At 68.5% G+C, this 22,511-nt stretch carries 16 protein-coding genes and 2 rRNA genes; 11 read left to right on the top strand and 7 right to left on the bottom strand.

Features of this window, described 5'->3' with window-relative positions; genetic code table 11:
* Positions 1-323 precede the first annotated feature (323 nt).
* A 23S ribosomal RNA gene (locus tag JOE55_RS02730) occupies positions 324-3,492 on the top strand.
* A gap of 182 nt (positions 3,493-3,674) precedes the next feature.
* Positions 3,675-3,791, top strand: a 5S ribosomal RNA gene (rrf, locus tag JOE55_RS02725).
* A gap of 874 nt (positions 3,792-4,665) precedes the next feature.
* On the opposite strand, the gene JOE55_RS02720 is transcribed toward rrf, so the two are convergent.
* Positions 4,666-5,877, bottom strand: a complete 1,212-nt coding sequence (locus tag JOE55_RS02720; RefSeq protein ID WP_204781956.1) for a dicarboxylate/amino acid:cation symporter — start codon at positions 5,875-5,877, stop codon at positions 4,666-4,668.
* A 238-nt stretch (positions 5,878-6,115) separates the two neighbouring features.
* Here JOE55_RS02720 and JOE55_RS02715 point away from each other — a divergent pair, with 238 nt between their 5' ends.
* From JOE55_RS02715 to JOE55_RS02675, 9 genes are read left to right on the top strand one after another with little or no spacing between them, the layout of a single operon-like run.
* Positions 6,116-8,095 carry a hypothetical protein gene (locus JOE55_RS02715; RefSeq protein ID WP_204781955.1) on the top strand — a complete coding sequence of 660 codons (1,980 nt, stop codon included), beginning with the start codon at positions 6,116-6,118 and terminating at the stop codon, positions 8,093-8,095.
* Between the two features lies 1 nt (position 8,096).
* On the top strand, positions 8,097-9,098 hold the full coding sequence (locus tag JOE55_RS02710) for an HAD-IIA family hydrolase (RefSeq protein ID WP_204781954.1): 1,002 nt from the start codon (positions 8,097-8,099) through the stop codon (positions 9,096-9,098).
* On the top strand, positions 9,095-9,277 hold the full coding sequence (locus JOE55_RS02705) for a hypothetical protein (protein WP_006215836.1): 183 nt from the start codon (positions 9,095-9,097) through the stop codon (positions 9,275-9,277). The genes JOE55_RS02710 and JOE55_RS02705 overlap by 4 nt, the downstream gene beginning before the upstream one ends.
* Complete coding sequence (locus JOE55_RS02700; protein ID WP_204781953.1) at positions 9,274-10,044, top strand: TlyA family rRNA (cytidine-2'-O)-methyltransferase; 771 nt, start codon at positions 9,274-9,276, stop codon at positions 10,042-10,044. The genes JOE55_RS02705 and JOE55_RS02700 overlap by 4 nt, the downstream gene beginning before the upstream one ends.
* 60 nt (positions 10,045-10,104) lie before the next feature.
* Positions 10,105-11,190, top strand: a complete 1,086-nt coding sequence (locus tag JOE55_RS02695) for an NAD kinase (protein WP_239546402.1) — start codon at positions 10,105-10,107, stop codon at positions 11,188-11,190.
* A complete protein-coding gene (recN, locus tag JOE55_RS02690) occupies positions 11,187-12,932 on the top strand; it encodes a DNA repair protein RecN (protein WP_204781952.1) in 1,746 nt (581 codons plus the stop codon). Before JOE55_RS02695 ends, recN begins: the two co-directional genes overlap by 4 nt.
* Positions 12,933-12,971: 39 nt before the next feature.
* On the top strand, positions 12,972-14,726 hold the full coding sequence (locus tag JOE55_RS02685; protein ID WP_029643737.1) for a CTP synthase: 1,755 nt from the start codon (positions 12,972-12,974) through the stop codon (positions 14,724-14,726).
* A gap of 5 nt (positions 14,727-14,731) precedes the next feature.
* Entirely contained in the window at positions 14,732-15,427 is a 696-nt protein-coding gene (locus JOE55_RS02680; RefSeq protein ID WP_024290208.1) for an NUDIX domain-containing protein, read from the top strand.
* A gap of 21 nt (positions 15,428-15,448) precedes the next feature.
* Entirely contained in the window at positions 15,449-16,489 is a 1,041-nt protein-coding gene (locus JOE55_RS02675; protein ID WP_420870975.1) for a site-specific tyrosine recombinase XerD, read from the top strand.
* On the opposite strand, the gene JOE55_RS02670 is transcribed toward JOE55_RS02675, so the two are convergent.
* The 6 genes from JOE55_RS02670 to JOE55_RS02645 form a co-directional block, all read right to left on the bottom strand.
* Positions 16,434-17,495 carry an FUSC family protein gene (locus JOE55_RS02670; protein WP_204781950.1) on the bottom strand — a complete coding sequence of 354 codons (1,062 nt, stop codon included), beginning with the start codon at positions 17,493-17,495 and terminating at the stop codon, positions 16,434-16,436. The genes JOE55_RS02675 and JOE55_RS02670 overlap by 56 nt on opposite strands.
* Entirely contained in the window at positions 17,492-17,872 is a 381-nt protein-coding gene (locus tag JOE55_RS02665; protein ID WP_204781949.1) for a GNAT family N-acetyltransferase, read from the bottom strand. The genes JOE55_RS02670 and JOE55_RS02665 overlap by 4 nt, the downstream gene beginning before the upstream one ends.
* Before the next feature lie 160 nt (positions 17,873-18,032).
* Positions 18,033-19,193, bottom strand: coding sequence for a bifunctional 2-methylcitrate synthase/citrate synthase (locus JOE55_RS02660; protein WP_006215828.1), 1,161 nt, complete (start codon positions 19,191-19,193; stop codon positions 18,033-18,035).
* Entirely contained in the window at positions 19,193-20,098 is a 906-nt protein-coding gene (prpB, locus tag JOE55_RS02655) for a methylisocitrate lyase (protein WP_204781948.1), read from the bottom strand. Before prpB ends, JOE55_RS02660 begins: the two co-directional genes overlap by 1 nt.
* The gene (locus JOE55_RS02650) at positions 20,098-21,615 is read right to left on the bottom strand and encodes an MmgE/PrpD family protein (RefSeq protein ID WP_204781947.1); all 1,518 of its coding nucleotides are present in this window, start codon (positions 21,613-21,615) and stop codon (positions 20,098-20,100) included. The genes prpB and JOE55_RS02650 overlap by 1 nt, the downstream gene beginning before the upstream one ends.
* Positions 21,612-22,268: a GntR family transcriptional regulator gene (locus tag JOE55_RS02645; protein WP_204781946.1), complete on the bottom strand. Its 657-nt coding sequence runs from the start codon at positions 22,266-22,268 to the stop codon at positions 21,612-21,614. The genes JOE55_RS02650 and JOE55_RS02645 overlap by 4 nt, the downstream gene beginning before the upstream one ends.
* Positions 22,269-22,511: the final 243 nt, after the last annotated feature.

The raw sequence follows: 22,511 nt of genomic DNA, 5'->3' as shown, positions 1-22,511 counted from the left end.
TCAGCGGACGAGGCAGCCGGTGCGACCTTCGGGTTGTGGTGGGTGTCTGATCACTGTCTGGTGTCTGCGTGCTTGCTTGGTGCGTGGGTGCTGTTGACGGTTGGTGGTTTGGTGCACTGTCGGGTCCTGGAACAACAGGCCCCGTCACCGTGGTCCCTGTGCCTTTGTGGGTGGGGGTGTGGTGGTTGGGTGTGTGTTCTGTGGCTTGCTTCAGGTAGTTGCGCACGGTGTGTGTGGTGAGGGGGGCGGCTGGTGTTGTTTGAGAACTGTATAGTGGACGCGAGCATCTTATTCTTTATGTGAGAATATTTTTGTGTGTCTGTTTGAAGATTACTAAGGGCGCACGGTGGATGCCTTGGCATCAGGAGCCGATGAAGGACGTGGCAATCTGCGATATGCCTCGGGGAGCCGATAAGCGGGCTGTGATCCGAGGATTTCCGAATGGGGAAACCCCGTCGTCTGTGAGGGCGATGACCTGTATCTGAATACATAGGGTGCAGGGGGGAACGCGGGGAAGTGAAACATCTCAGTACCCGCAGGAAGAGAAAACAACAGTGATTCCGTGAGTAGTGGCGAGCGAAAGCGGAAGTGGCTAAACCGTCTGTGTGTGATACCCGGCAGGGGTTGCATGGGCGGGGTTGTGGGAGCATCAGTGCCCGGTCTGCCGGCTGGGTCGTGTGAGTGCAGCGTGATAGTCGAATCATCTTGAGTGGTGTGCCGTAGAGGGTGTGAGTCCCGTAGACGAAATCATTGTTGCCGCGCGTGGTGTTTCCCGAGTAGCACGGAGCCCGTGAAACTTCGTGTGAATCTGCCAGGACCACCTGGTAAGCCTGAATACTACCTGATGACCGATAGCGGACCAGTACCGTGAGGGAAAGGTGAAAAGCACCCCGGGAGGGGAGTGAAATAGTACCTGAAACCGTGTGCCTACAAGCCGTCGGAGCCTTTTGGGGTGACGGCGTGCCTTTTGAAGAATGAGCCTGCGAGTTAGTGTCATGTCGCGAGGTTAACCCGTGTGGGGTAGTCGTAGCGAAAGCGAGTCTGAAGAGGGCGTTGAGTGGCGTGATCTAGACCCGAAGCGAAGTGATCTACCCATGGCCAGGTTGAAGCGCGTGTAAGAGCGCGTGGAGGACCGAACCCACTTCAGTTGAAAATGGAGGGGATGAGCTGTGGGTAGGGGTGAAAGGCCAATCAAACTTCGTGATAGCTGGTTCTCCCCGAAATGCATTTAGGTGCAGCGTCGTGTGTTTCTTGCCAGAGGTAGAGCTACTGGATGGCTGATGGGCCCCAACGGGTTACTGACGTCAACCAAACTCCGAATGCTGGTAAGTGAGAGCACGGCAGTGAGACTGTGGGGGATAAGCTTCATAGTCGAAAGGGAAACAGCCCAGACCACCGACTAAGGCCCCTAAGCGTGTGCTAAGTGGGAAAGGATGTGGAGTTGCTCAGACAACCAGGAGGTTGGCTTAGAAGCAGCCATCCTTGAAAGAGTGCGTAATAGCTCACTGGTCAAGTGATTCCGCGCCGATAATGTAGCGGGGCTCAAGTACACCGCCGAAGTCGTGGCAATGCACATTTCCGTGCACCACTCGTGGCCGGGACACCTTTGGTGTTGTGGTTCGGGTGCTGTGTGGTGACTGTAATGGTTTTGTGTGTGTTGGGTAGGGGAGCGTCGAGCGGGTGGTGAAGCTGCCGGGTGACCGAGTGGTGGAGCCTGTTCGAGTGAGAATGCAGGCATGAGTAGCGAATGACGGGTGAGAAACCCGTCCGCCGAATGATCAAGGGTTCCGGGGTCAAGCTAATCTGCCCCGGGTGAGTCGGGACCTAAGGCGAGGCCGACAGGCGTAGTCGATGGACAACGGGTTGATATTCCCGTACCGGCGAAGAACCGCCCATACTGAACTGGGGATACTAACCACCGGTTCCACCCGTTTCTCATGCGCCACTTTGTGGTGTGTGGTTGTGGTGGGATGCGTGGGACCTGATCCAGGGAGGTAAGCGTGTTAACAGGTGTGACGCAGGAAGGTAGCCGAGCCAGGCGATGGTAGTCCTGGTCTAAGCGTGTAGGGCGAGTCATTGGTAAATCCGTGGCTCATATAGCTTGAGACGTGATGGGACCCCTTTGGTGGGGGATTCGGTGATCCTATGCTGCCGAGAAAAGCATCGACGTGAGGTTCTAGCCGCCCGTACCCCAAACCGACACAGGTGATCAGGTAGAGAATACTAAGGCGTTCGAGAGAATCATGGTTAAGGAACTCGGCAAAATGCCCCCGTAACTTCGGGAGAAGGGGGGCCCGGACCCTGACATGCCCTTGCGGTGTGGAGGGGGTAAGGGTCGCAGAGACCAGGGGGAAGCGACTGTTTATCAAAAACACAGGTCCGTGCGAAGTCGTAAGACGATGTATACGGACTGACTCCTGCCCGGTGCTGGAAGGTTAAGAGGACCTGTTAGACGCAAGTCGAAGCGGAGAATTTAAGCCCCAGTAAACGGCGGTGGTAACTATAACCATCCTAAGGTAGCGAAATTCCTTGTCGGGTAAGTTCCGACCTGCACGAATGGAGTAACGACTTCCCCGCTGTCTCAACCATGAACTCGGCGAAATTGCAGTACGAGTAAAGATGCTCGTTACGCGCAGCAGGACGGAAAGACCCCGAGACCTTTACTATAGTTTGGTATTGGTGTTCGGTGCGGCTTGTGTAGGATAGGTGGGAGACTGTGAAGCGGACACGCCAGTGTTCGTGGAGTCGTTGTTGAAATACCACTCTGGTCGCTCTGGATATCTAACTTCGGCCCGTGATCCGGGTCAGGGACAGTGCCTGATGGGTAGTTTAACTGGGGCGGTTGCCTCCTAAAGAGTAACGGAGGCGCCCAAAGGTTCCCTCAGCCTGGTTGGCAATCAGGTGTTGAGTGCAAGTGCACAAGGGAGCTTGACTGTGAGAGTGACGGCTCGAGCAGGGACGAAAGTCGGGACTAGTGATCCGGCGGTACATTGTGGAATGGCCGTCGCTCAACGGATAAAAGGTACCTCGGGGATAACAGGCTGATCTTGCCCAAGAGTCCATATCGACGGCATGGTTTGGCACCTCGATGTCGGCTCGTCGCATCCTGGGGCTGGAGTTGGTCCCAAGGGTTGGGCTGTTCGCCCATTAAAGCGGCACGCGAGCTGGGTTCAGAACGTCGTGAGACAGTTCGGTCCCTATCCGCTGCGCGCGTTGGAAATTTGAGAAGGTCTGTCCTTAGTACGAGAGGACCGGGACGGACGAACCTCTGGTATGTCAGTTGTACCGCCAGGTGCATGGCTGATTGGCTACGTTCGGGAGAGATAACCGCTGAAAGCATCTAAGCGGGAAGCTTGCTTCGAGATGAGATTTCCTTCCTCCTTTGTGGGGGTGAGGCTCCCAGGAGACTACTGGGTTGATAGGCTGGATGTGGTAGCGAGGACTGACGACTCGTGGAGCTGACCAGTACTAATAAGCCGATGATCTTCACACACACAACATGTCTTGCAGCCCTTTTGGGGGTGTGAATAGCAGCGTGTTTCGCGTCCACTGTACGGTTTTGGAACAACACTGTCCCACAACCATCTGGTTCCCGTTAGCGGGGTTGGCGGTGGTGGGTGGTAGGTTCGTGAACAGGTTTCCACGCGCACTGCGGTGTGTGGTGGTGGCAGGTTTGCGGTGGTTATAGCGTGAGGGAAACGCCCGGTCCCATCCCGAACCCGGAAGCTAAGGCTCACAGCGCCGATGGTACTGCACTCTGATGGGTGTGGGAGAGTAGGTCGCCGCCGCAATTATTTGTACGGAGAGAGGCTGATCGCTGACTCCTCGTCTTCACCGTGAGGGTGAGGATGGGTCGAGTCGCGGTCGGCCTCTTTTCGCATGCCCAGATGCTTTTTGCCCCCTCCTGCTGAGTGGATACCTGATTGCACTATGAGGGCCTTTAGCGCAACTGAGGATCCACTCGAATGCCGGTCAAGGGCCGGCTTCGGTGAGGGGGGGGATGCGGCCGTGAGCAGCGAAGCGGCAGATAGCACCTGCGCGCGATGACGCCGCAAGCTGAGCTGCCGCCCCACGCCGATTGGATGCTCAATTGCGTTGTCGGCGTCCTCAACGCAATTGAGCATCCAATCGATCTCAAAGGCCGGTGCCGGTTCTGAGTAAGACTGAGGGCCGTTCGGGGCATCGGCACGGGCAGCTCTGGACCCCGCTGCGCCTGGGTGTGGAGCCGGGGCTGGCTCCCAACGCTCGAATGGATCCTCAGTTGCGGTATCGGCGTCCTCAATGCAACTGGCGATCCACTCGAACAGGGGAGTGGGTGTTTCCGCTCCAGAAGCTCTCCTGGCTCTGTCTGCCGGCTCTCGGCCGCCCTGGCTCTGTCTGCCGACCCTCCGCGGGCCCTGCTGGTTTGAGACGTGATTCGAGTGTGCGCTGCCTTGCGCTGAGGGGTGTCTCAGCGCAAATGGGTATCCACTCGGCGAGAGGCAGTGGCCTTGGCCGCTCTCGTCGTCATGGCGGGGTCGTGGGCTTCTGGGGGTGTGGTGTCGCTTCCCGCTGCGGTGCGGCACTGGTGCTCGCTGTGCGGTGAGACGAATGACGAAGACCCCGAGCCTCCTCCAGAGAGCTCGGGGCCTTCGCGTCGTCCGCGCTCAGGGCGCGGGGAGCAGATCACACAGCAGAGGGCTGCGGATCCTCAGCGACAGCGTCGTCGTCGATGTCCTCCGACTTCCTGTAGAAGCGGTCGATGGCCACGGCGATCGCACCGTCACCGGTCACGTTGGTGGCCGTGCCGATCGAGTCGATGGCCACGTAGGTGGCGATCATGATGGAGATCGCAGTCTCGTCGAAGCCGCGCATGGACTGCAGGATGCCCACGGCGGCCATGATGGCACCGCCGGGAACGCCCGGTGCGGCGACCATGGTGATGCCGAGCATCAGGATGAAGCCGAAGTACTGCACCGGATCGATCTCGATGCCCGTGACCATCATGACGGCGGTGGAGAACAGCACGATCTTCACGGTCGAGCCGGCCAGGTGGATCGTGGCGCACAGGGGGATCGTGAAGCCGGCGACCTCCTCGCTCACCCCGTTGTTCCGGGTGGCCTGCAGGGTCACCGGGATGGTAGCCGCGGAGGAGGACGTGCCCAGGGCCGTGAAGTAGGCCGGCAGCATGTTCTTGAGCAGGCGGATGGGGTTCTTCTTGGCGATGGCCCCGGCGATCACGTACTGCAGGAGCAGCAGGATGATCGTGAGCACGAACGCGGTGATGACCACCTTGAAGAACGTGGAGATGACCGTCCCGATCTGCCCGTTCATGGTCAGCGACAGGAACGAACCGAACACGTAGACCGGCAGCAGCGGGATCACGATGCGGGTGACCACGAGCATGATGATGTCGCGCAGCTCCTCCAGACCGCTCTTCAGCGTGGTCCCGCGAACCATCGTGATGCCCACGCCCACGCAGAAGGCGAGCAGAAGCGCGGTCATGATCTCGAAGGGCGGGGGCATCTCGATGCTGAAGAACGACGACAGCGACTCCTCCGAGGGATCGCTCAGTGCGCCGCCGTCGTGGGTCTCATCGGCCAGCAGCGACGGGAACAGCGCCATCGAGGTGCCGAAGGCCATGAGGCCGGCACAGATGGTGGAGCCGTAGGCCACGGCGGCCGTGATCAGCAGCCACTTGCCGGCGCCGCGCCCGAGATCCGCGATCGCCGGAGCGACGAGGGCCAGGATCAGCACGGGGATCAGGAAGCCGAGGAAGCCGCTGAAGAGGCCGTTGAACGTGACGAAGACGCGAGCGATCGGTTCCGGGAAGAACAGGCCGCACAGGGCGCCGAGCACAATGGCGACGACGATTCTCGTCAGCAGTGAGGACAGCATTCGATTGAGCATGGAGGGTCTTTCTTCAGGGTGTGGGGAGGCGGCCCTGAGACCAGCTGTGGTGCGCTCGCTCAGGTGCTGCGACCGGTTCTGCGATCGGCGGACGAGTAGACTGTGCCGTCCATGGCTCAGAGGTCGCATCCGCTGCGGCCTCACTATGGCACGGCTGCGCTCGGATGAGCTGCAGATCACGGAATTGTTGAACACATATCTGCGCGACGCGCACCGGAGGACTGAGATGGCCGAGGCCTGGTCGCAGGACAACAACGATCGCGGCGAGGACCGGGGCGGCGATCGTCGGACTCCGGGGCGGGGTCGCGACGATCGCGGCGGCTCCGGATACCGATCGTCGGGGCAGGGGCGCAGCGGCGCCCGGCGTGACGATCGCCAGGGTTCGGGCCGCGGCTTCCGCGACGACGCGCGCGGCGGATCCCGCGATGGTGAGCGACGCGGCTTCCGCGGCGACGATTCCCGCAGCGGGCGCGACGCACGCGGCGGCCAGGGACAGCGCTCGGGCGGTCCTCGGCGTGATTTCCGCGGCGACGATCGCCGTGGGGCTCAGGGCGATCGCTCGGAGGGCCCGCGCGGGGACTTCCGCGGCGACGATGGGCGTCCGGACGACCGCGGACCCCGTCGCGACTTCCGGGGTGCCTCTCAGGGCGGCGGCTCCGGTCGTCGCTGGGAGGACCGCGGCGGGCAGCGCCGTGATGAGCGCCGTGACGAGCGCAGGGATGACCGCGGCCCGCGTCGGGACGGCGATCGCCCCGGCGGGCGCGACGATTCCCGCGGCGGCGCGCGCTCCGGCGAGCGGCGCAGCAGCTGGGGCGATGACCGTCGCGGAGGACAGTCCCGCTCGGCATGGCGCGACGAGCCGCGTCACAGCAGCGAGGCACGTCGCGGCGGCGAGGGGCGTCGCGACGAGCGCAGGGACGACCGTCGAGGCCCGGGCACTCGCCCCGACGGCGGTCGGGACGGCGCCCGTGATGACCGCCGCGGCGGCTCCCGCGGCTCCGACTCCCGCGGGGGCTCCAGAGGAGGGGAATTCCGCGATGGGCAGCGTCGGGGCTTCCGCGGCGACGACTCGCGCGGCGGGCCCAGGGATGATCGGCAGGGCGGCTTCCGCGGGGAGCGTCGGGACGGACGCCGCGACGACCGCGGCGGCCAGCGGCGGACGTCGAGCTCCTTCGAGGAGCGCGGCCGTCCCGTGCGCGCACCGCGTCCGGAGGTCGATGCCGACATCACCGGCCAGGAGCTGGACCGCGACGCCCAGTTCCAGGTGCGCGCGCTCGAGGCCGACAATGCCGAGGCCGTCTCGCAGCACCTGGTGATGGTCGCCCGCTACATCGAGGACGACCCCGCCTTCGCGCTGGAGCACGCCCGCTACGCCGTCAGCCGCGCCGGTCGCGTGGCCGCGGTGCGCGAGGCCGCAGGCGTGGCCGCCTACGAGAACGGCGAGTACCACGAGGCCCTCAAGGAGCTGCGCACGTACCGCCGCATGACCGGCGACGACATCCACCTGCCCCTGATGGTCGACTGCGAGCGGGCCCTGGGCCGTCCGGAGAAGGCCCTGGAGCTGGCGACCTCGGAGGGCGTGACCGAGCTTCCGGCCGATGCCCGCGTGGAGCTGGCGATCATCGTGGCAGGGTTGCGCCGGGACGAGGGCGACGCCGACGGCGCCCTGAAGGCCATGGAGATCCCGCAGCTGGACCGCAACCGCGGCTTCTCCTACAGCCCGCGCCTGTTCCGCGCCTACGGCGAGGCTCTGCGCGGCGTCGGGCGGGAGAAGGAGGCGACCGCCTGGGACCGGCAGGCCCTCGTGGCAGAGGCCGCTCTGGGCACCGGCCCGTTCGAGGACCCGGAGATCGTGGACCTGGGCGAGGACGAGATCGGAGTGGAGCTCGACTCCGCCGAGGGTGCCCAGCGCGACATCGACCGGGTCTCCGACGTCACCGGGCAGTCCGACGCCGAGGCCGAGGCCGAGGCGGACGACGCGGCGCAGGGCTCCGAGGAGCCCGCTGCGCAGCATCAGCCGGGTCTCGACGACGAGGACCTCGCCTCGATGGGCGGGGAGTCGGCCTCCGCCGACGGCTTCGACGACGATGAGGATCCGGCGCCGTCGTCGGGCCCAAGCGGCATCGTCCGCGACGCCGCCGCTGATGACGAATCCCTCGCGGACGGTGCTGCGAGCGAGGGCGAGACGGAGCAGGAGGACTCCTGAGATGACTCGGCGACTGATCGACGGTTGCGACGCGATCCTGGCCGACCTGGACGGCGTGGTCTACGCCGGTCCCGGGGCGATCTCGGAGGCTCCGGAATCGCTCGAGCGGGCCAAGTCCGAGGGCGTGCCGGTGATGTTCGTGACGAACAACGCCTCGCGCGCCGTCGAGACGGTCGCCGAGCACCTCAGCGAGCTCGGTGTGGCGACCCGCGGCGAGGACGTGGTCAGCTCCGCGCAGGCCGCCGCCCAACTGCTCAGCGACCGCCTTCCGGCCGGATCGCGGGTGCTGATCACGGGGGCCCAGGCGCTGTCGGACTACATCGCCGAGGCCGGCCTGACCCCGGTGAGCTCCCAGCACGACGACCCCGTGGCGGTCGTCCAGGGATTCGACCCGGAGATCGGCTGGAGCGATCTGGCCGAGGCGGCCTACACCCTGGCCGATGCCTCGGTGCTCTGGGTCGCCACGAACACCGACGGTTCGATCCCGCGCGAGCGGGGCATCGCCCCGGGCAACGGGACGCTGGTGGACGCGGTGGCCAGGGCGACCGGGCGCACCCCGGAGGTCGCGGGCAAGCCCGAGGCCCCGATCTTCCGCACCGGCGCCCAGCGCCTGGGGGCTCAGCGCCCGCTGGTGGTCGGCGACCGGCTGGACACCGACATCCTGGGCGGCAATCGCGCCGGCTTCGCGACCGCCCTGGTGCTCACCGGCGTGGACACGGTGCGCACCGCCCTCGGTGCGATCACCGACGAGCGCCCCGATCACCTCATCGCCGATCTCACGGGGCTCTTCGCCCCGGAGGCGGAGATCGCCGTGGAGGAATCGGACGGCGCCAGCATCGCGCGCTGCGGTGCCGCGCAGGCCACCGCGCACGACGACGGCCTGCGGATCTCCGGTGATGAGGACGACCTCGACGCCTGGCGCGCCGCCTGCGCCGCCTGGTGGGCCCGGCATCCGCAGGTCGAGACGGCCTCGATCCCCGAGATCGAGTGGACGGCGGCATGACCCAGTCGTTCGAGCCCTCGCAGAGCCCCGGGGTCCAGCGCGTCCTGCAGGACCTCGAAGACCTGGACCAGCGCCCCGTGGGCGAGCACGCCGCCGCCTATCAGGACGCCCACGAGCGGCTGACCCGCGAGCTCGAGTCCGCGCAGTCGCGCATCGCCGGTGCCGGCGGGACGTCGTGAGCTCTGAAGGACCGAGCGCCGAGCGGCTGGACCGCGCCCTGGTGACCCGGGGCCTGGCGCGCTCGCGCACCCTGGCCGCCCGATGGATCGCCGAGGGCCGCGTGAGCGTGGACGGGCAGCGCACGAGGAAGGCCTCGCAGCTGGTGGCCGCGACCTCCGGGGTGGAGCTCGAGGAGGCCGAGGGCCCCGAGTACGTCAGCCGCGCCGGGCACAAGCTGGCAGGGGCGCTCGAGGCGTTCCCGGACGTCGTCGTGGAGGGGCTGCGCTGCCTGGACGCCGGAGCCTCCACCGGGGGATTCACCGACGTGCTGCTGCGGGGCGGGGCACGGGAGGTCGTGGCCGTGGACGTGGGCCACGACCAGCTCGTGCCGCAGCTGCGCGCGGATCCGCGGGTGCGCGTGCACGAGGGCCTGAACCTGCGCTACATGGCCCCCGAGGACATCGGCGGCCCTGCCGAGCTGACCGTCTGCGATGTCTCCTTCATCTCCCTGACCCTGGTGATCGCACCGCTGGCGGCGGCCACCCTGCCCGGCGGGCACCTGCTGCTCATGGTCAAGCCGCAGTTCGAGGTCGGAGCGGATCGACTGGGCCGCGACGGAGTGGTCGCCTCAGAGCAGCAGCGCCTCGAGGCGGTCGAGAAGGTGGCGGCCGCAGGCGTCGCTGCGGGCCTGATCGAGCTCGGGCGGATGCGCTCGCCGCTGCCGGGCCAGGACGGCAACCATGAGTTCTTCCTGCACCTGCAGCGTCCGGTGCCGGCGTCGTCCTGAACCCGAGGGCAGAACCGGGCCCTCCGTGTGCCGTCGGTCGGAGGACGTAGGGTGGAGCGCATGATCGACGACTCCGGCATGCGCGCGCCCGCCTCACGACGCATCCTGGTGCTCGCCCACATGGGACGTCCGGAGGCCCGGGTCGCAGCCCAGCAGACCCTGCGCCAGCTGGCCGACTCCGGCGTGGAGGGCGTCCTGACCGCCGAGGACCGCGACGCCATGCTGCGCGCCCCGGAGGTGGACGAGCTGCCCCCGGTGGGAGTGGTGCCGGACAACTGCGCGCTGTCGGACATCGAGCTGGTGGTCGTGCTCGGCGGCGACGGCTCCATCCTGCGCGCCGCGGAGGTCGTCCGCGACGTCGAGGTCCCGCTGCTGGGTGTGAATCTGGGCCATGTGGGGTTCCTGGCCGAATCCGAGCGCTCCGGCCTGGCGGAGACGGTCCAGGCCGTCGTCGACGGCCGCTACACCGTCGAGGACCGCATGGCCCTGGACGTGCGGGTCTGGCACGCGGGACGCCCCGTGCTGCACACCTGGGCGCTGAACGAGGCCTCGGTGGAGAAGGGCGACCGCGAGAAGATGCTCGAGGTCGTCACCGAGGTGGACCGCAGGCCCCTGTCGTCCTTCGGCTGCGACGGCGTCATCATGGCCACACCCACCGGTTCGACCGCCTACGCGTTCTCCGCCGGGGGACCGGTCGTGTGGCCGGAGGTCGAGGCGCTGCTGATGGTCCCGCTGTCTCCCCACGCGCTGTTCTCGCGACCGCTGGTCGTCTCGCCGTCGTCCATGGTCGCCTTGGAGGTGCTCACCCGCACCGATGCCCGCGGCGTGCTGTGGTGCGACGGCCGCCGCACGGTCGAGCTGCCTCCGGGATCGCGCATCGAGGTCACCCGCGCCGAGCGGCCCGTGACACTGGCGCGCATGCATCGCACGCCGTTCTCGGAGCGCCTGGTCAAGAAGTTCGGCCTGCCGACCGCAGGTTGGCGCGGCCCCGTGGAGCGGGACGAGATCTCGGACGCCACCTCCACCCTGCCCATCGTGCAGCCGGACTACCGCACCACGATCCGTTACCAGGAGCCGGGCACGCCTCAGCACCTGTCCGTGGGCCAGGAGATCCCGCAGGCCGATCGTCCGGAGGAGGGCTCATGATCGAGGAGATCCACATCCGCGATCTCGGGGTGATCACCGATGCCGTGCTGCCCTTGGGGCCGGGGCTGACGATCCTCTCCGGCGAGACCGGCGCGGGCAAGACCATGGTCGTGACCGCCCTGGGCATGCTGCTGGGGCGCCGCGCCGACGCCGGCGCTGTGCGCGTGGGCGCAGAGAAGGCCGTGGCGGAGGCCGTCGTGAACGTCCCGTCCGATCACGCCGCGGTGGCCCTGGTGGAGGACGCCGGGGGAGACGTCGACCACGAGCAGGACCGCGCCTCCCTGCAGCTCAGCCGCACCGTGGCCGCCACGGGGCGCTCGCGGGCGCACGTGGGCGGACGCAGCGCCCCGGTGGCTCGGCTCGGCGAGCTCGGCGAGACCCTGGTGGCCGTGCACGGGCAGTCGGATCAGCTGCGGCTGACCTCGGCGGCCGCGCAGCGCCATGCGCTGGACACGTTCGCCGCCGTGCACGACACCGGCCCGGCACGCGGTCGGAAGAAGGCCGCCGAGAGCCGGGGCTTCGAGGAGCTGCTGGGCGAGTACCGTGCGGCGCTGTCGTCGTTCGAGGCCGTCGAGGCCGAGCTCTCCGAGATCCGGGAGAAGGGGCGCGAGCGGGCGCTCGAGGCGCAGTCGCTGCGGGCCGCGCTCGAGGAGATCGACGCCGTGGAGCCGGTGAGCGGCGAGGACGAGGCGCTGAACGCCGAATCGCAGAAGCTCACGAGCCTCGAGTCGCTGCGCGCCGCCTCCATGACCGCGCACGCAGCGCTGTCGGGAAGCGAGGAGGATCCGGACGCGGCGTCGTCGATCCTGCTCGTGGACCGGGCGCTGTCCGCCCTCGACCAGGAGGCCGACTCCGATCCCGAGCTCGAGCAGCTGGCACAGCGCGTGCGCGAGCTGTCCGTGCTGACCAACGACGTCGCCGCGGACCTCTCCGCCTACGCGACCGGCCTGGACGAGGACGGCCCCGCGCGGCTGGCCGAGGTCGAGGCCAGGCGCGCGGCCCTGCGCGGGCTGACCAAGACCTACGGCGCGGACATCGACGAGGTCCTCGCCTTCGCCGAGACCGCTCGCACCCGGCTGGAGTCCCTCGGCGATGATCCCCACCGCGAGGAGCAGCTCAGCGCGCAGCGCGATCAGCTGCTGGAGGCCCTCGAAGCGCAGGCGGGCGAGCTCACGCAGCGCCGTCGCCGTGCCGCCGAGCAGCTCGCGCAGGAGGTCGGCACCGAGCTCAAGGCGCTGGCCATGCCCAATGCCGCGCTGATCGTCTCCGTGGAGCCGTCGCAGCGCTTCGACCGCTGGGGCCGCGACACCGTCGAGTTCCTGCTGCGAGCTCACGCCGATGCCTCGCCGCGGCCTCTGGGCAAGGGCGCCTCCGGCGGTGAGCTCTCGCGCCTGATGCTGGCGCTGGAGGTCGTGCTGGCCGCCGTCGACCCCGTGCCCACGTTCGTGTTCGACGAGGTCGACTCCGGCGTGGGCGGCAAGGCCGCCCTGGAGATCGGCCGGCGCCTGAAGATGCTGGCCCGGAACGTGCAGGTGCTCGTGGTGACGCACCTGCCGCAGGTCGCGGCCTTCGCCGACGAGCACGTGCTCGTGACCAAGAGCTCGGACTCGACCGTCTCGGATGTGAGCGTGCTCTCGCAGGACGAGCGCGTCATCGAGCTCGCCCGCATGCTGGCGGGCCACGAGGACTCCGAGGCGGCCCAGGAGCACGCCCGCGAGCTGCTGCGCGATGCCTCGGCCTAGCGCCCCTCCCCACCCCCTCGCAGACCCCCCGACCGTCCAGTGATAGGCTCGAACCCCGTGGTGAACGCTCAGAATGCCGCCGCAACGGCTGGCGATACGCAGACAGAGACCTCCGGCTCCACCGGCAAGGTCACCCGGCAGATCTTCGTGACGGGCGGTGTGGTCTCGTCCCTGGGCAAGGGGCTGACGGCCTCCTCGCTCGGGATGATCCTCAAGGCCCGCGGCCTCAAGGTCACGATGCAGAAGCTCGATCCCTACCTCAACGTGGATCCGGGCACCATGAACCCGTTCCAGCACGGCGAGGTCTTCGTGACCGACGACGGCGCCGAGACCGACCTGGACATCGGGCACTACGAGCGCTTCCTCGACGAGGACCTCGACGCCTCCTCCAACGTGACCACCGGCCAGGTGTACTCCTCCGTGATCGCCAAGGAGCGCCGCGGCGAGTACCTGGGCCAGACCGTGCAGGTCATCCCGCACATCACGGACGAGCTCAAGGCGCGCATGCGCTGGCACGCCGATCACGTGCCGGAGGGCGAGGAGGCCCCGGACGTGATCATCACCGAGATCGGCGGCACCGTGGGCGACATCGAGTCGCAGCCGTTCATCGAGGCCGCCCGCCAGGTCCGCCGCGACATCGGCCGACGCAACGTGTTCTACCTGCACGTGTCGCTGATCCCGTACATCGGCCCGGCCAAGGAGCTGAAGACCAAGCCCACCCAGCACTCGGTGGCTGCGCTGCGCAACCTCGGCATCCAGCCCGACGGCCTGGTGCTGCGCTGCGATCGCGACCTGCCGGACTCCATGCGGGCCAAGATCGCCGACGCCTGCGACGTCGACATCGACTCCGTGATCTCCTGCGCCGATGCCCCGAGCATCTACGACATCCCCAAGACCCTGCACGGCCAGGACCTGGACGGCTCCATCCTCGACTACTTCGGGATGGAGCGCACCGAGGCCGACTTCTCGCACTGGAACAAGCTGCTCAGCGCCGTCCACGAGCCCAAGCACTACCTGACGATCGGGCTGGTCGGGAAGTACATCGACCTGCCGGACGCCTACCTGTCGGTCTCCGAGGCGCTGCGCGCCGGCGGCTTCGCCAACGACGCCCGCGTGAAGATCAAGTGGGTGGCCTCGGACCTGTGCCAGACCCCCGAGGGCGCAGCGCGGGAGCTCGGCGACGTCGACGCCATCTGCGTGCCCGGCGGCTTCGGAATCCGCGGCCTGGAGGGCAAGCTCGGCGCGCTGACCTACGCGCGCACCACGGGCCTGCCCACCCTGGGCCTGTGCCTGGGCCTGCAGTCGATGGTCATCGAGTACGCCCGCTCCGTCGTGGGCCTGCACGACGCCTCCTCGACCGAGTTCGACCCGGACACGGCCACTCCCGTGATCGCCACGATGGCCGAGCAGGAGCAGTTCGTGGAGGGCGCCGGCGATCTGGGCGGCACCATGCGACTGGGCCTGTACCCGGCCAGGCTCACGGAGGGCTCGGTCGTGGCCGAGGCCTACGGCGCCACCGAGGTCCAGGAGCGCCACCGCCACCGCTACGAGGTCGGCAACGACTACCGCGATCAGCTCACCGAGGCCGGTCTGGTCATCTCGGGCACCTCGCCCGACGGCACCCTGGTCGAGTTCGTGGAGCTGCCGCGGGAGACTCACCCGTACTACGTCTCCACGCAGGCCCACCCCGAGCTGCTCTCGCGTCCCACCAAGGCCCACCCGCTGTTCGCCGGGCTGGTCAAGGCCGGCCTGGAGCGCCAGGCCTCCCGCACGGACGAGTCCCCGGAGCGCTGAGCCCCATGGAGTTCGTGGAACTGGGTGCCGGGGAGCTGACGGATCGCGTGGATCCGCGGCGCGTCCTGGCTTCCGAGACGGTCTACGAGGGCCGGATCTGGGACGTCGTCTCGGAGCAGGTGGAGCTCTCCCACGACGGTCCCCGAATGACCCGCGACTTCATCACCCACCCCGGTGCTGTGGCGATCCTGGCCTTGGACGATCAGGATCGCGTCCTGCTCATCCGCCAGTACCGCCACCCCGTGGGGATGACGCAGTGGGAGATCCCCGCAGGCATCCTCGATGTGGAGGGCGAGCACCCGGCCAAGGCCGCGGCTCGCGAGTTGGGGGAGGAGGCGGACCTGTCCGCCGGGCGCCTCGACACCCTGGTCGAGTTCCACAACAGCCCCGGCTCCTCAGCGGAGTCTCTGCGGATCTACCTGGCACGGGAGCTCACCACCCTGGAGCAGGAGTTCGAGCGCGAGGATGAGGAGTCCGAGATCGTCGCCACGTGGGTCCCGCTCGACGACGCCGTGGCGGCCGTGCTCGACGGCAGCCTGCACAACCCCAACCTGGTCACCGGGGTGCTGGCCGCCCACGCCTCGCGCGCCGCAGGCTGGTCCTCGCTGCGCCCGGCCGATGCCGCGTGGCCTGCCCATCCCGGGCTGCGCGGCACCGACGGGGTGACTCCCGCCACCATCACGCCGCCGGATGCCCGCTGAGGCGTCGTCCTCGGCATCCAGGTGTCTCCGGTGTCCCTCGCGTCTCGACCGCCCGCTTCCCCCTCAGGGGTGCAGCGGGCGGTCGAGCGCTATCTGCAGCACTTGGCGGTCGAGCGAGGCCTGGCGGCCAACACCCTGGCGGCGTACCGGCGGGATCTGGCGCGCTACGTCCGCTTCGTGACGGAGATCGGCGACGGCGCGCAGGCACCACCGGTCGATGATCCGCGGGAGATCACGGTCGCCCATGTCACCGGCTTCGTGCGCTGGCTGCAGCGCCCGGCACCGCCGAAGGAGGCGGCCGACGGCGGTGCTGACGGCGCGGGGCTGAGCGCTCGCAGCGCCGCCCGGGTCGTGGTGGCGGTGCGCGGTGCGCATCGCTTCTGGCTGCTCGAGGATCTCACCGAGCACGATCCCGCCGCCCAGGTCCCGCCGCCCACGCCGGGGACGCGGCTGCCCAAGGCGATCTCCGCCGAGCGGATCACGCGGCTGCTCGAGGCGCCGGATCCGTCCACGCCTGCCGGGCTGCGCGATCGGGCGCTGCTCGAGGTCCTCTACTCCACGGGGGCGCGCGCCTCCGAGGTCATCGGCCTGGACGTCGACGACCTGTCGGCGGCGCTGAGGTCGGGGGAGCAGCCGTCGAGGCTGCCGTTCCTGCGGCTGTTCGGCAAGGGCTCCAAGCAGCGCATGGTGCCGCTGGGACGGCCCGCCGTCGCCGCGCTGGAGGCGTGGATGGTGCGCGGCCGGCCGGAGCTGGCGGCCAAGGGGAAGGCCGATGCCGCGGTCTTCCTCAATCAGCGCGGCGGGCGGATCTCCCGGCAGACGGTGTGGAACACGGTGGCCCAGGCCGCCGAGGCCGCAGGGCTGAGTGCCGAGGGCGTGGAGGTCAGCCCGCACACGCTGCGCCATTCCTTCGCCACGCACCTGCTCGAGGGCGGGGCGGATCTGCGGGTGGTCCAGGAGCTGCTGGGGCACGCCTCGGTGACGACCACGCAGGTCTACACGCTGGTCACGGCCGATTCTCTGCGCGAGGTGTGGGCCATGGCCCACCCGCGCGCCCGCTGAGGCTGCGCATCCCGCTGGTGGCACCGACCAGCAGCAGGGCAAGGGCGGCTCCAATGCCCGTCTCCACGACGCGATCGCCGATCAGTTCGCGGGCGGGGGTGGCGACCACGAAGCTCGTCATCATCAGCGCCACCGGCGTGAGGAATACCAGGGCCAGGCTGTAGTGGCGCACCGCGTAGAGCTCGTTGGCGAACTGCAGCGCCGCCAGCAGCAGGGCCAGGCCCAGCGGGCTCCAGTCGATCAGCAGGAGGAGACCGGTCAGGGCCACGCCGGCGAAGGTGCCGATGACGCTGTGGACCACCCGGTTCGCCGCCCCGGCGAGATCCGCAGCGGCGATCGGAGCGGTCGCCGCCAGGATCGCCCAGTGGTAATGGCCCAGGCCGCTGGCGGTGGCCGCCGCACCGGCAAGGCCGACGGCGACGGCATAGCGAGAGGCCCGCGCCAGCGCCTCGGGCCAGGCCACCGGCTGCAGGGGCGGGGCCGCCATGCCGTCGGGCGCGCTGCGGGGCGGAGTGGCCAGGAGGAATCCCAGCACCACGACGAGCGCCGCACTCGCCACGGCGGCGAGGGCGGCCTCCCCGAGCCGTCCCTGTCCGGGCACACCGGCGACGGTGGTGAAGGCGTACAGGTAGAAGAAGGGGCCGGCCGGGCGCAGCTGCAGCCGGTCCGAGACGACGGACAGCACGGCGGCCACGACGACGGCTGCGAACGTCACAGCCCAGGGGCCGAGCCCGGCGCTGGCCGAGGCCGCCCCGGCGATGACGCTGCCGCTCATGAGCGCCCCTGCGATCGCCAGGTGCTGGAAGCGCAGGCGCGGTGCATCCGCGCGTCCGAACACACCCGTGAGCGATCCGAAGATCACGTGCACGCACAGATCCAGTCGCCCGAGCAGGACGACGGCCAGAAGGGGCAGCGCGATGCCGATCCCCACGCGTGCGGCAGGCCCGCGGTGACCGCGCCCGGAGGGGACATGGAGGAAGTCCTGGAGGTGGCTCTTCACGATCATGCGAAGGAGCGGACCATGAAGATCTTGGCGCAGCGGGTGCCGTCGCCGGGTGCCACGAAGTCCGCCAATCGGCCGTACTCCCGGAAGCCCTCCGAGGCGTAGAGATGCTGGGCTCGCTCATTGCCCTCGCGCAGGTCGAGGGTGAGGTGCTCGATGCCTGCGGTCTGCGCCTGCTCCAGCCGCAGGCGCAGACCGCAGGCGTCGTGGGCAGGGCCGTCGACGATGCCGCGCAGCAGGTCCTCGAGCTCTTCCCGCGCGGGCGGGTCGGTCCAGCCGAGGGCTGCGCCGTCGCTGACGAAGCCGCCGATCATGCGGGTGAGGGAGTCCAGCACCGGGTCGGTCAGGTCGTCGGCGGTGGCGCGGTGCAGTTCGAGCATGACGAAGAGTCTACGAAGATCCGGACGGCGTCCCCTCGCCGTGTTCTGTGGGAGCCGGAGGCGAGGCGCTGTCGTCGGGTCCCGACGAGCAAGTCCCCGAACGGACCGGGCCCCGCCGATCGTTGGGGATCGGCGGGGCCCGGTCAGGACGGATCGAGGATCAGTCCAGGTGGCGCTCGTCGGGGCCGTTGTAGGCCGACAGCGGCCGGATCAGCGAGTTCGCGGCACGCTGCTCCATGATGTGCGCGGTCCACCCGGTGAGGCGGGCGCACACGAACAGCGGGGTGAAGGTGGGGATGTCGAAGCCCATGAGCCAGTACGTGGGCCCGGCCGGGTAGTCCAGGTTTGGCTTGATCTGCTTGGCCTCGTCCATGGACCGGGCCAGGCCGTTGTAGAGGCCCAGGATCTCGCGGCGGTCGTAGTGATCGAGCATGCGGAACAGGGCGTCCTGCATGGTCGGCACGCGCGAGTCGCCGTTCTTGTACACGCGGTGGCCGAAGCCCATGACCTTCTTCTTCTCGGCCAGGGCCTGGTCCATCCACTCCTTGGCCCGCTTCTCGGCGTCTTCCTCCGACTCGTCCTTGCGGATGCCGAGCTCCTGGAAGGTGTGCATGACGGCCTCGTTGGCGCCGCCGTGCAGCGGGCCCTTGAGCGCGCCGACCGCACCGACCACGGCGCTGTGCAGGTCCGCCAGCGTGGAGGTGATCACGCGCGCCGTGAAGGTCGAGGCGTTGAAGGAGTGCTCGGCGTACAGGATCATCGACACGTTGAAGGCGTCGACGACCTCCGGATCGGCCTCCTCGCCGAAGGCCATCCACAGCAGGTTCTCGCTGTAGCTGAGGTCATCGCGGGCGGAGATCGGGCCCTTGCCGTGGCGGCGGCGCTGGTCGTAGCAGACCACCGCGGGCATGGCCGCGAACAGCGCCTTGGACTTCTCCAGCTCCGCCTCGGGGGAGGCGTCCTCGGCCTTGGGGTGCTGGGCGCCCAGGACGGAGATCGCGGTGCGGCACACGTCCATGGGGTGGCAGTCCGTGGGCAGGGCGTCGATCACGGCCTTGAGCTCGGGGCTCAGGTCGCGGTGCGCCCGCTCGAACTCCTCGAACTCCGTCAGCTCCTGCGCGGTGGGCAGCTCGCCGTTCCACAGCAGCAGCGCGACCTCCTCGATCGTGCGCGAGGCCGCCAGCTCCTGGACGGGATAGCCGCGGTAGAGCAAGGAGTTGGACTCGGGGTTGACCTTGGAGACGGCCGTGACATCGGCGACGACGCCGGCCAGGCCCTTGTGGACCTCGGGCTCCTGGGTGGACTGATCTGCAGTGCTCATCACTTGCCTCCTGGGACGTCGAATGCGAAGACCTGGCTGTCGAACTGGTTGTAGCCGTCGTAGTCGACGGTCTCGTACAGACGCGCTCGCGTCTGCATCTGGGGCACAGCGGCCTGCTGGGTGCCGTCCTGCCGGATGGTGTCGAGCAGGCGCTCGACCGCACCCATGGCTGCGCGCTGTGCGGAGACGGGGTAGATGACCATGGAGACCCCGGCGTCCTGCAGCTGCTGGACCGTGAACAGCTCGGACTTGCCGAACTCCGTCATGTTCGCCAGCACCGGCACGTCGAGTGCCGAGGCGACGGCCTCGAACTCGGAGAGGTCCTTCATGGCCTCCGGGAAGATCGCGTCCGCGCCGGCCTCGACCAGCGCCTGGGCACGCTCGATCGTGGCCTCGAGGGTGTCCACTGCGCGGATGTCGGTGCGGGCCATGAGCACGAAATCCGGATCGCGCCGTGCCTTGGCGGCGGCCTGCAGTCGCTGCACGGCGGTGTCCTGGTCCACGACGGCCTTGCCGTCCAGGTGCCCGCAGCGCTTGGGGTTGACCTGGTCCTCCAGGTGGCACCCGGACAGCCCGGCGTTCTCGAGCTCCTGGATGGTGCGGGCTACGTTCATGGCCTCGCCGAACCCGGTGTCGGCGTCGATCAGGGTGGGCAGGTCCGTGGTGCGGGCGATCTGCCCGCCGCGGGTCGCCACCTCGGTGAGCGTGGTCAGCCCGATGTCCGGAAGGCCGAGTTCGTTGGCCAGGACGCCGCCGGAGATGTAGACGCCGTCGAAGCCCTTCTCCTGGATCATCGACGTGGCCAGCGGCGTGAACGTGCCGGGGAACTGGACGCAGCGGCCCTCGGCGAGCAGCTCGCGGAAGCGCTTGCGCTTCTCACTTGCGGTGACGTGGGAGTACAGCATCAGAAGATCCCCTCGGGTCCGGTGGCCAGGTCGACGGAGGCCAGGATGTTCAGCGCGCCGAGATCGCCCGTCTCCAGGCTGGGCAGCTCCTCGGCCGCCTGGATGAAGCGCTCGAGCTCGGATTCCGCCACGACGCCCCCGGCCAGCGAGCGAAGCTTGGTCAGGTACTGCTCGCGGGCGAACGGACGGGCGCCGAGCGGGTGGGCGTCCGCCACGGCGATCTCCTCGACGATCCGGGTGCCGTCGGTGAGGGTGATCTCCGCACGGCCGCCGAAGGCCTTCTCGGAGATGTCCAGGGAGTGGTAGCGGCGGGTCCACTCCGGATCCTCCTGCGTGGTGACCTTGTTCCACAGGGCGACCGTCTCCGGACGGCCCGCGCGCTCGGGGGCGTAGGAGGCCGAGTGGTTCCATTCGCCGTCCTGCAGCGCCACGGTGAAGATGTACGGGATCGAGTGATCCAGGGTCTCGCGAGAGGCCTTGGGGTCGTACTTCTGCGGATCGTTGGCGCCGGAGCCGATGACGTAGTGGGTGTGGTGCGAGGTGTGCAGCACGATCGAGTCGACGTTGTCCGCGTTCGCGATCTCCGGGTGCTCGGAGTGCAGGCGCCGCGCCAGGTCGATCCAGGCCTGGGCCTGGTACTCGGCGGAGTGCTCCTTGGTGTAGGTGTCCAGGATGGCGCGCTTGGCCTCGCTCGGACCCGGCAGCGGGACCTCGTAGGAGGCGTCCTTGCCGTCCAGCAGCCAGGCGATCACGCCGTCCTCGCCCTCCCAGATGGGAGTGGGGGAGGTCTGCCCGCGCATGGCGCGATCGACGGCCTCCACGGCCATCTTGCCGGCGAAGGCCGGGGCGTGGGCCTTCCAGGTGGAGATCTCGCCCTTGCGGGACTGGCGGGTGGCCGTGGTGGTGTGCAGGGCCTGGCCGATCGCGTGGAAGATCACGGACGGGGCCAGGTGCAGCAGCGTGCCGATGCCGGCTGCCGCGGAGGGGCCCAGGTGGGCCACGTGGTCGATCTTGTGGGCGTGCAGGCAGATGGCCTTGGTCAGATCGACCTGGATCTCATAGCCGGTGGCGATGCCGCGGACCAGGTCCGCGCCGCTGGCGCCGGTGTGCTGGGCCACTGCGAGGATCGGCGGGATGTTGTCGCCGGGGTGGGAGTACTCCGCGGCCAGGAAGGTGTCGTGGAAGTCGAGCTCGCGCACGGCCACGCCGTTGGCCCAGGCAGCCCACTCGGGGGAGACCGCGGTGGCCGAGTCCACGCCGAAGACCTGCGCGCCGCGGGCGTCCGAGGCCGGGCGGTGGCGCAGGGCCTGGTCGCGGGCGGAGACGATCGGCGCGCGGTTCACGGAGGCCATGGCGACCGAGGCGTTGTCCAGCACGCGGTTGATCACCATGTCGGTGACCTCGGGGGAGACCTCCACCGGGTCGGCGGCGACCTCGGCGATCTTCCAGGCCAGCTGCTCCTCGCGGGGCAGCTGCGCCGATGACGGGTGGACCTTCACGGTGTGGTTGACGGTCATGACGTCCTCTCTGATGCGGTGGTTTCGGTCTTCTCGAGGGCTGCGCTCAGGGCCTGGTGCAGGTGCAGGCGCACGGCGGCCTCGGCCAGCTGCTCGGAGCCGGAGGCGATGGCCCGGGCGATCGCGGCGTGCTCCTGGGCGGCGCTGACCAGCCGGGACGGGTCGTGGGACGAGAGCCGGCGCACCCGGATGAGCTGGGTGCGCACGGTCTCCAGGGCGGTGACGAGCCAGGGGTTGGCCGCGGCGTCGTCGATCATCTGGTCCATGCGGGCGACGAGCTCGTAGTACTCGTCTGGGATGGGGTCTTGGTCCAGCTGGATCGAGATGCCCTGCAGCTCCTCGCCCAGGTGCACGAAGTCGCCCGGCGTGCAGCGCACCGCCGCCAGTCGAGCGGCCTTGACCTCGAGGGCCTCGCGGAGCTCGAACAGCGGCTCGATGTCCGCGGCGCTGATCCGGCTGACCGCCGTGCCGCGGCCTCCGATCTGCTCGGCCAGGCCGTCGGCGGCCAGCAGGCCCAGGGCCTCGCGCACCGGCGTGCGGGAGGTCCCGAAGCGCTCGGAGAGCTCGACCTCCCCCAGGGGTGCCCCGGGGGCGAGATCTCCGTTGAGGATCTCCGTGCGCAGCTGGAGGTGCACGCGCTGACCTGCTCGCATGGTGCTCCTCTCCGCCCGGGGACTCGGTGCGCGCCCGACGTGCTCGCGGCGCCTGCTGTGTATACACACCCTGCCACGGACCGTGGTTCCTGTCACGTCGCCGAGCAGGCGATGGGCATCAATGTATACACAGGGGTGGTGCTGAGTGAGCTGAGTCACTAGTGTGGCGGACATGGAACCGGGCGGGCCCGGCGGCGGCGCACCGCGTGCATTGCCTGCGCGGCGCCCCGGACCGGACCGGCC

The sequence above is a fragment of the Kocuria palustris genome (assembly GCF_016907795.1).
Classification (GTDB): Bacteria; Actinomycetota; Actinomycetes; order Actinomycetales; family Micrococcaceae; genus Kocuria; species Kocuria palustris.
The sequence above is the reverse complement of the archived record's forward strand: the minus strand, read 5'-3'. Positions and strand labels throughout refer to the sequence as shown.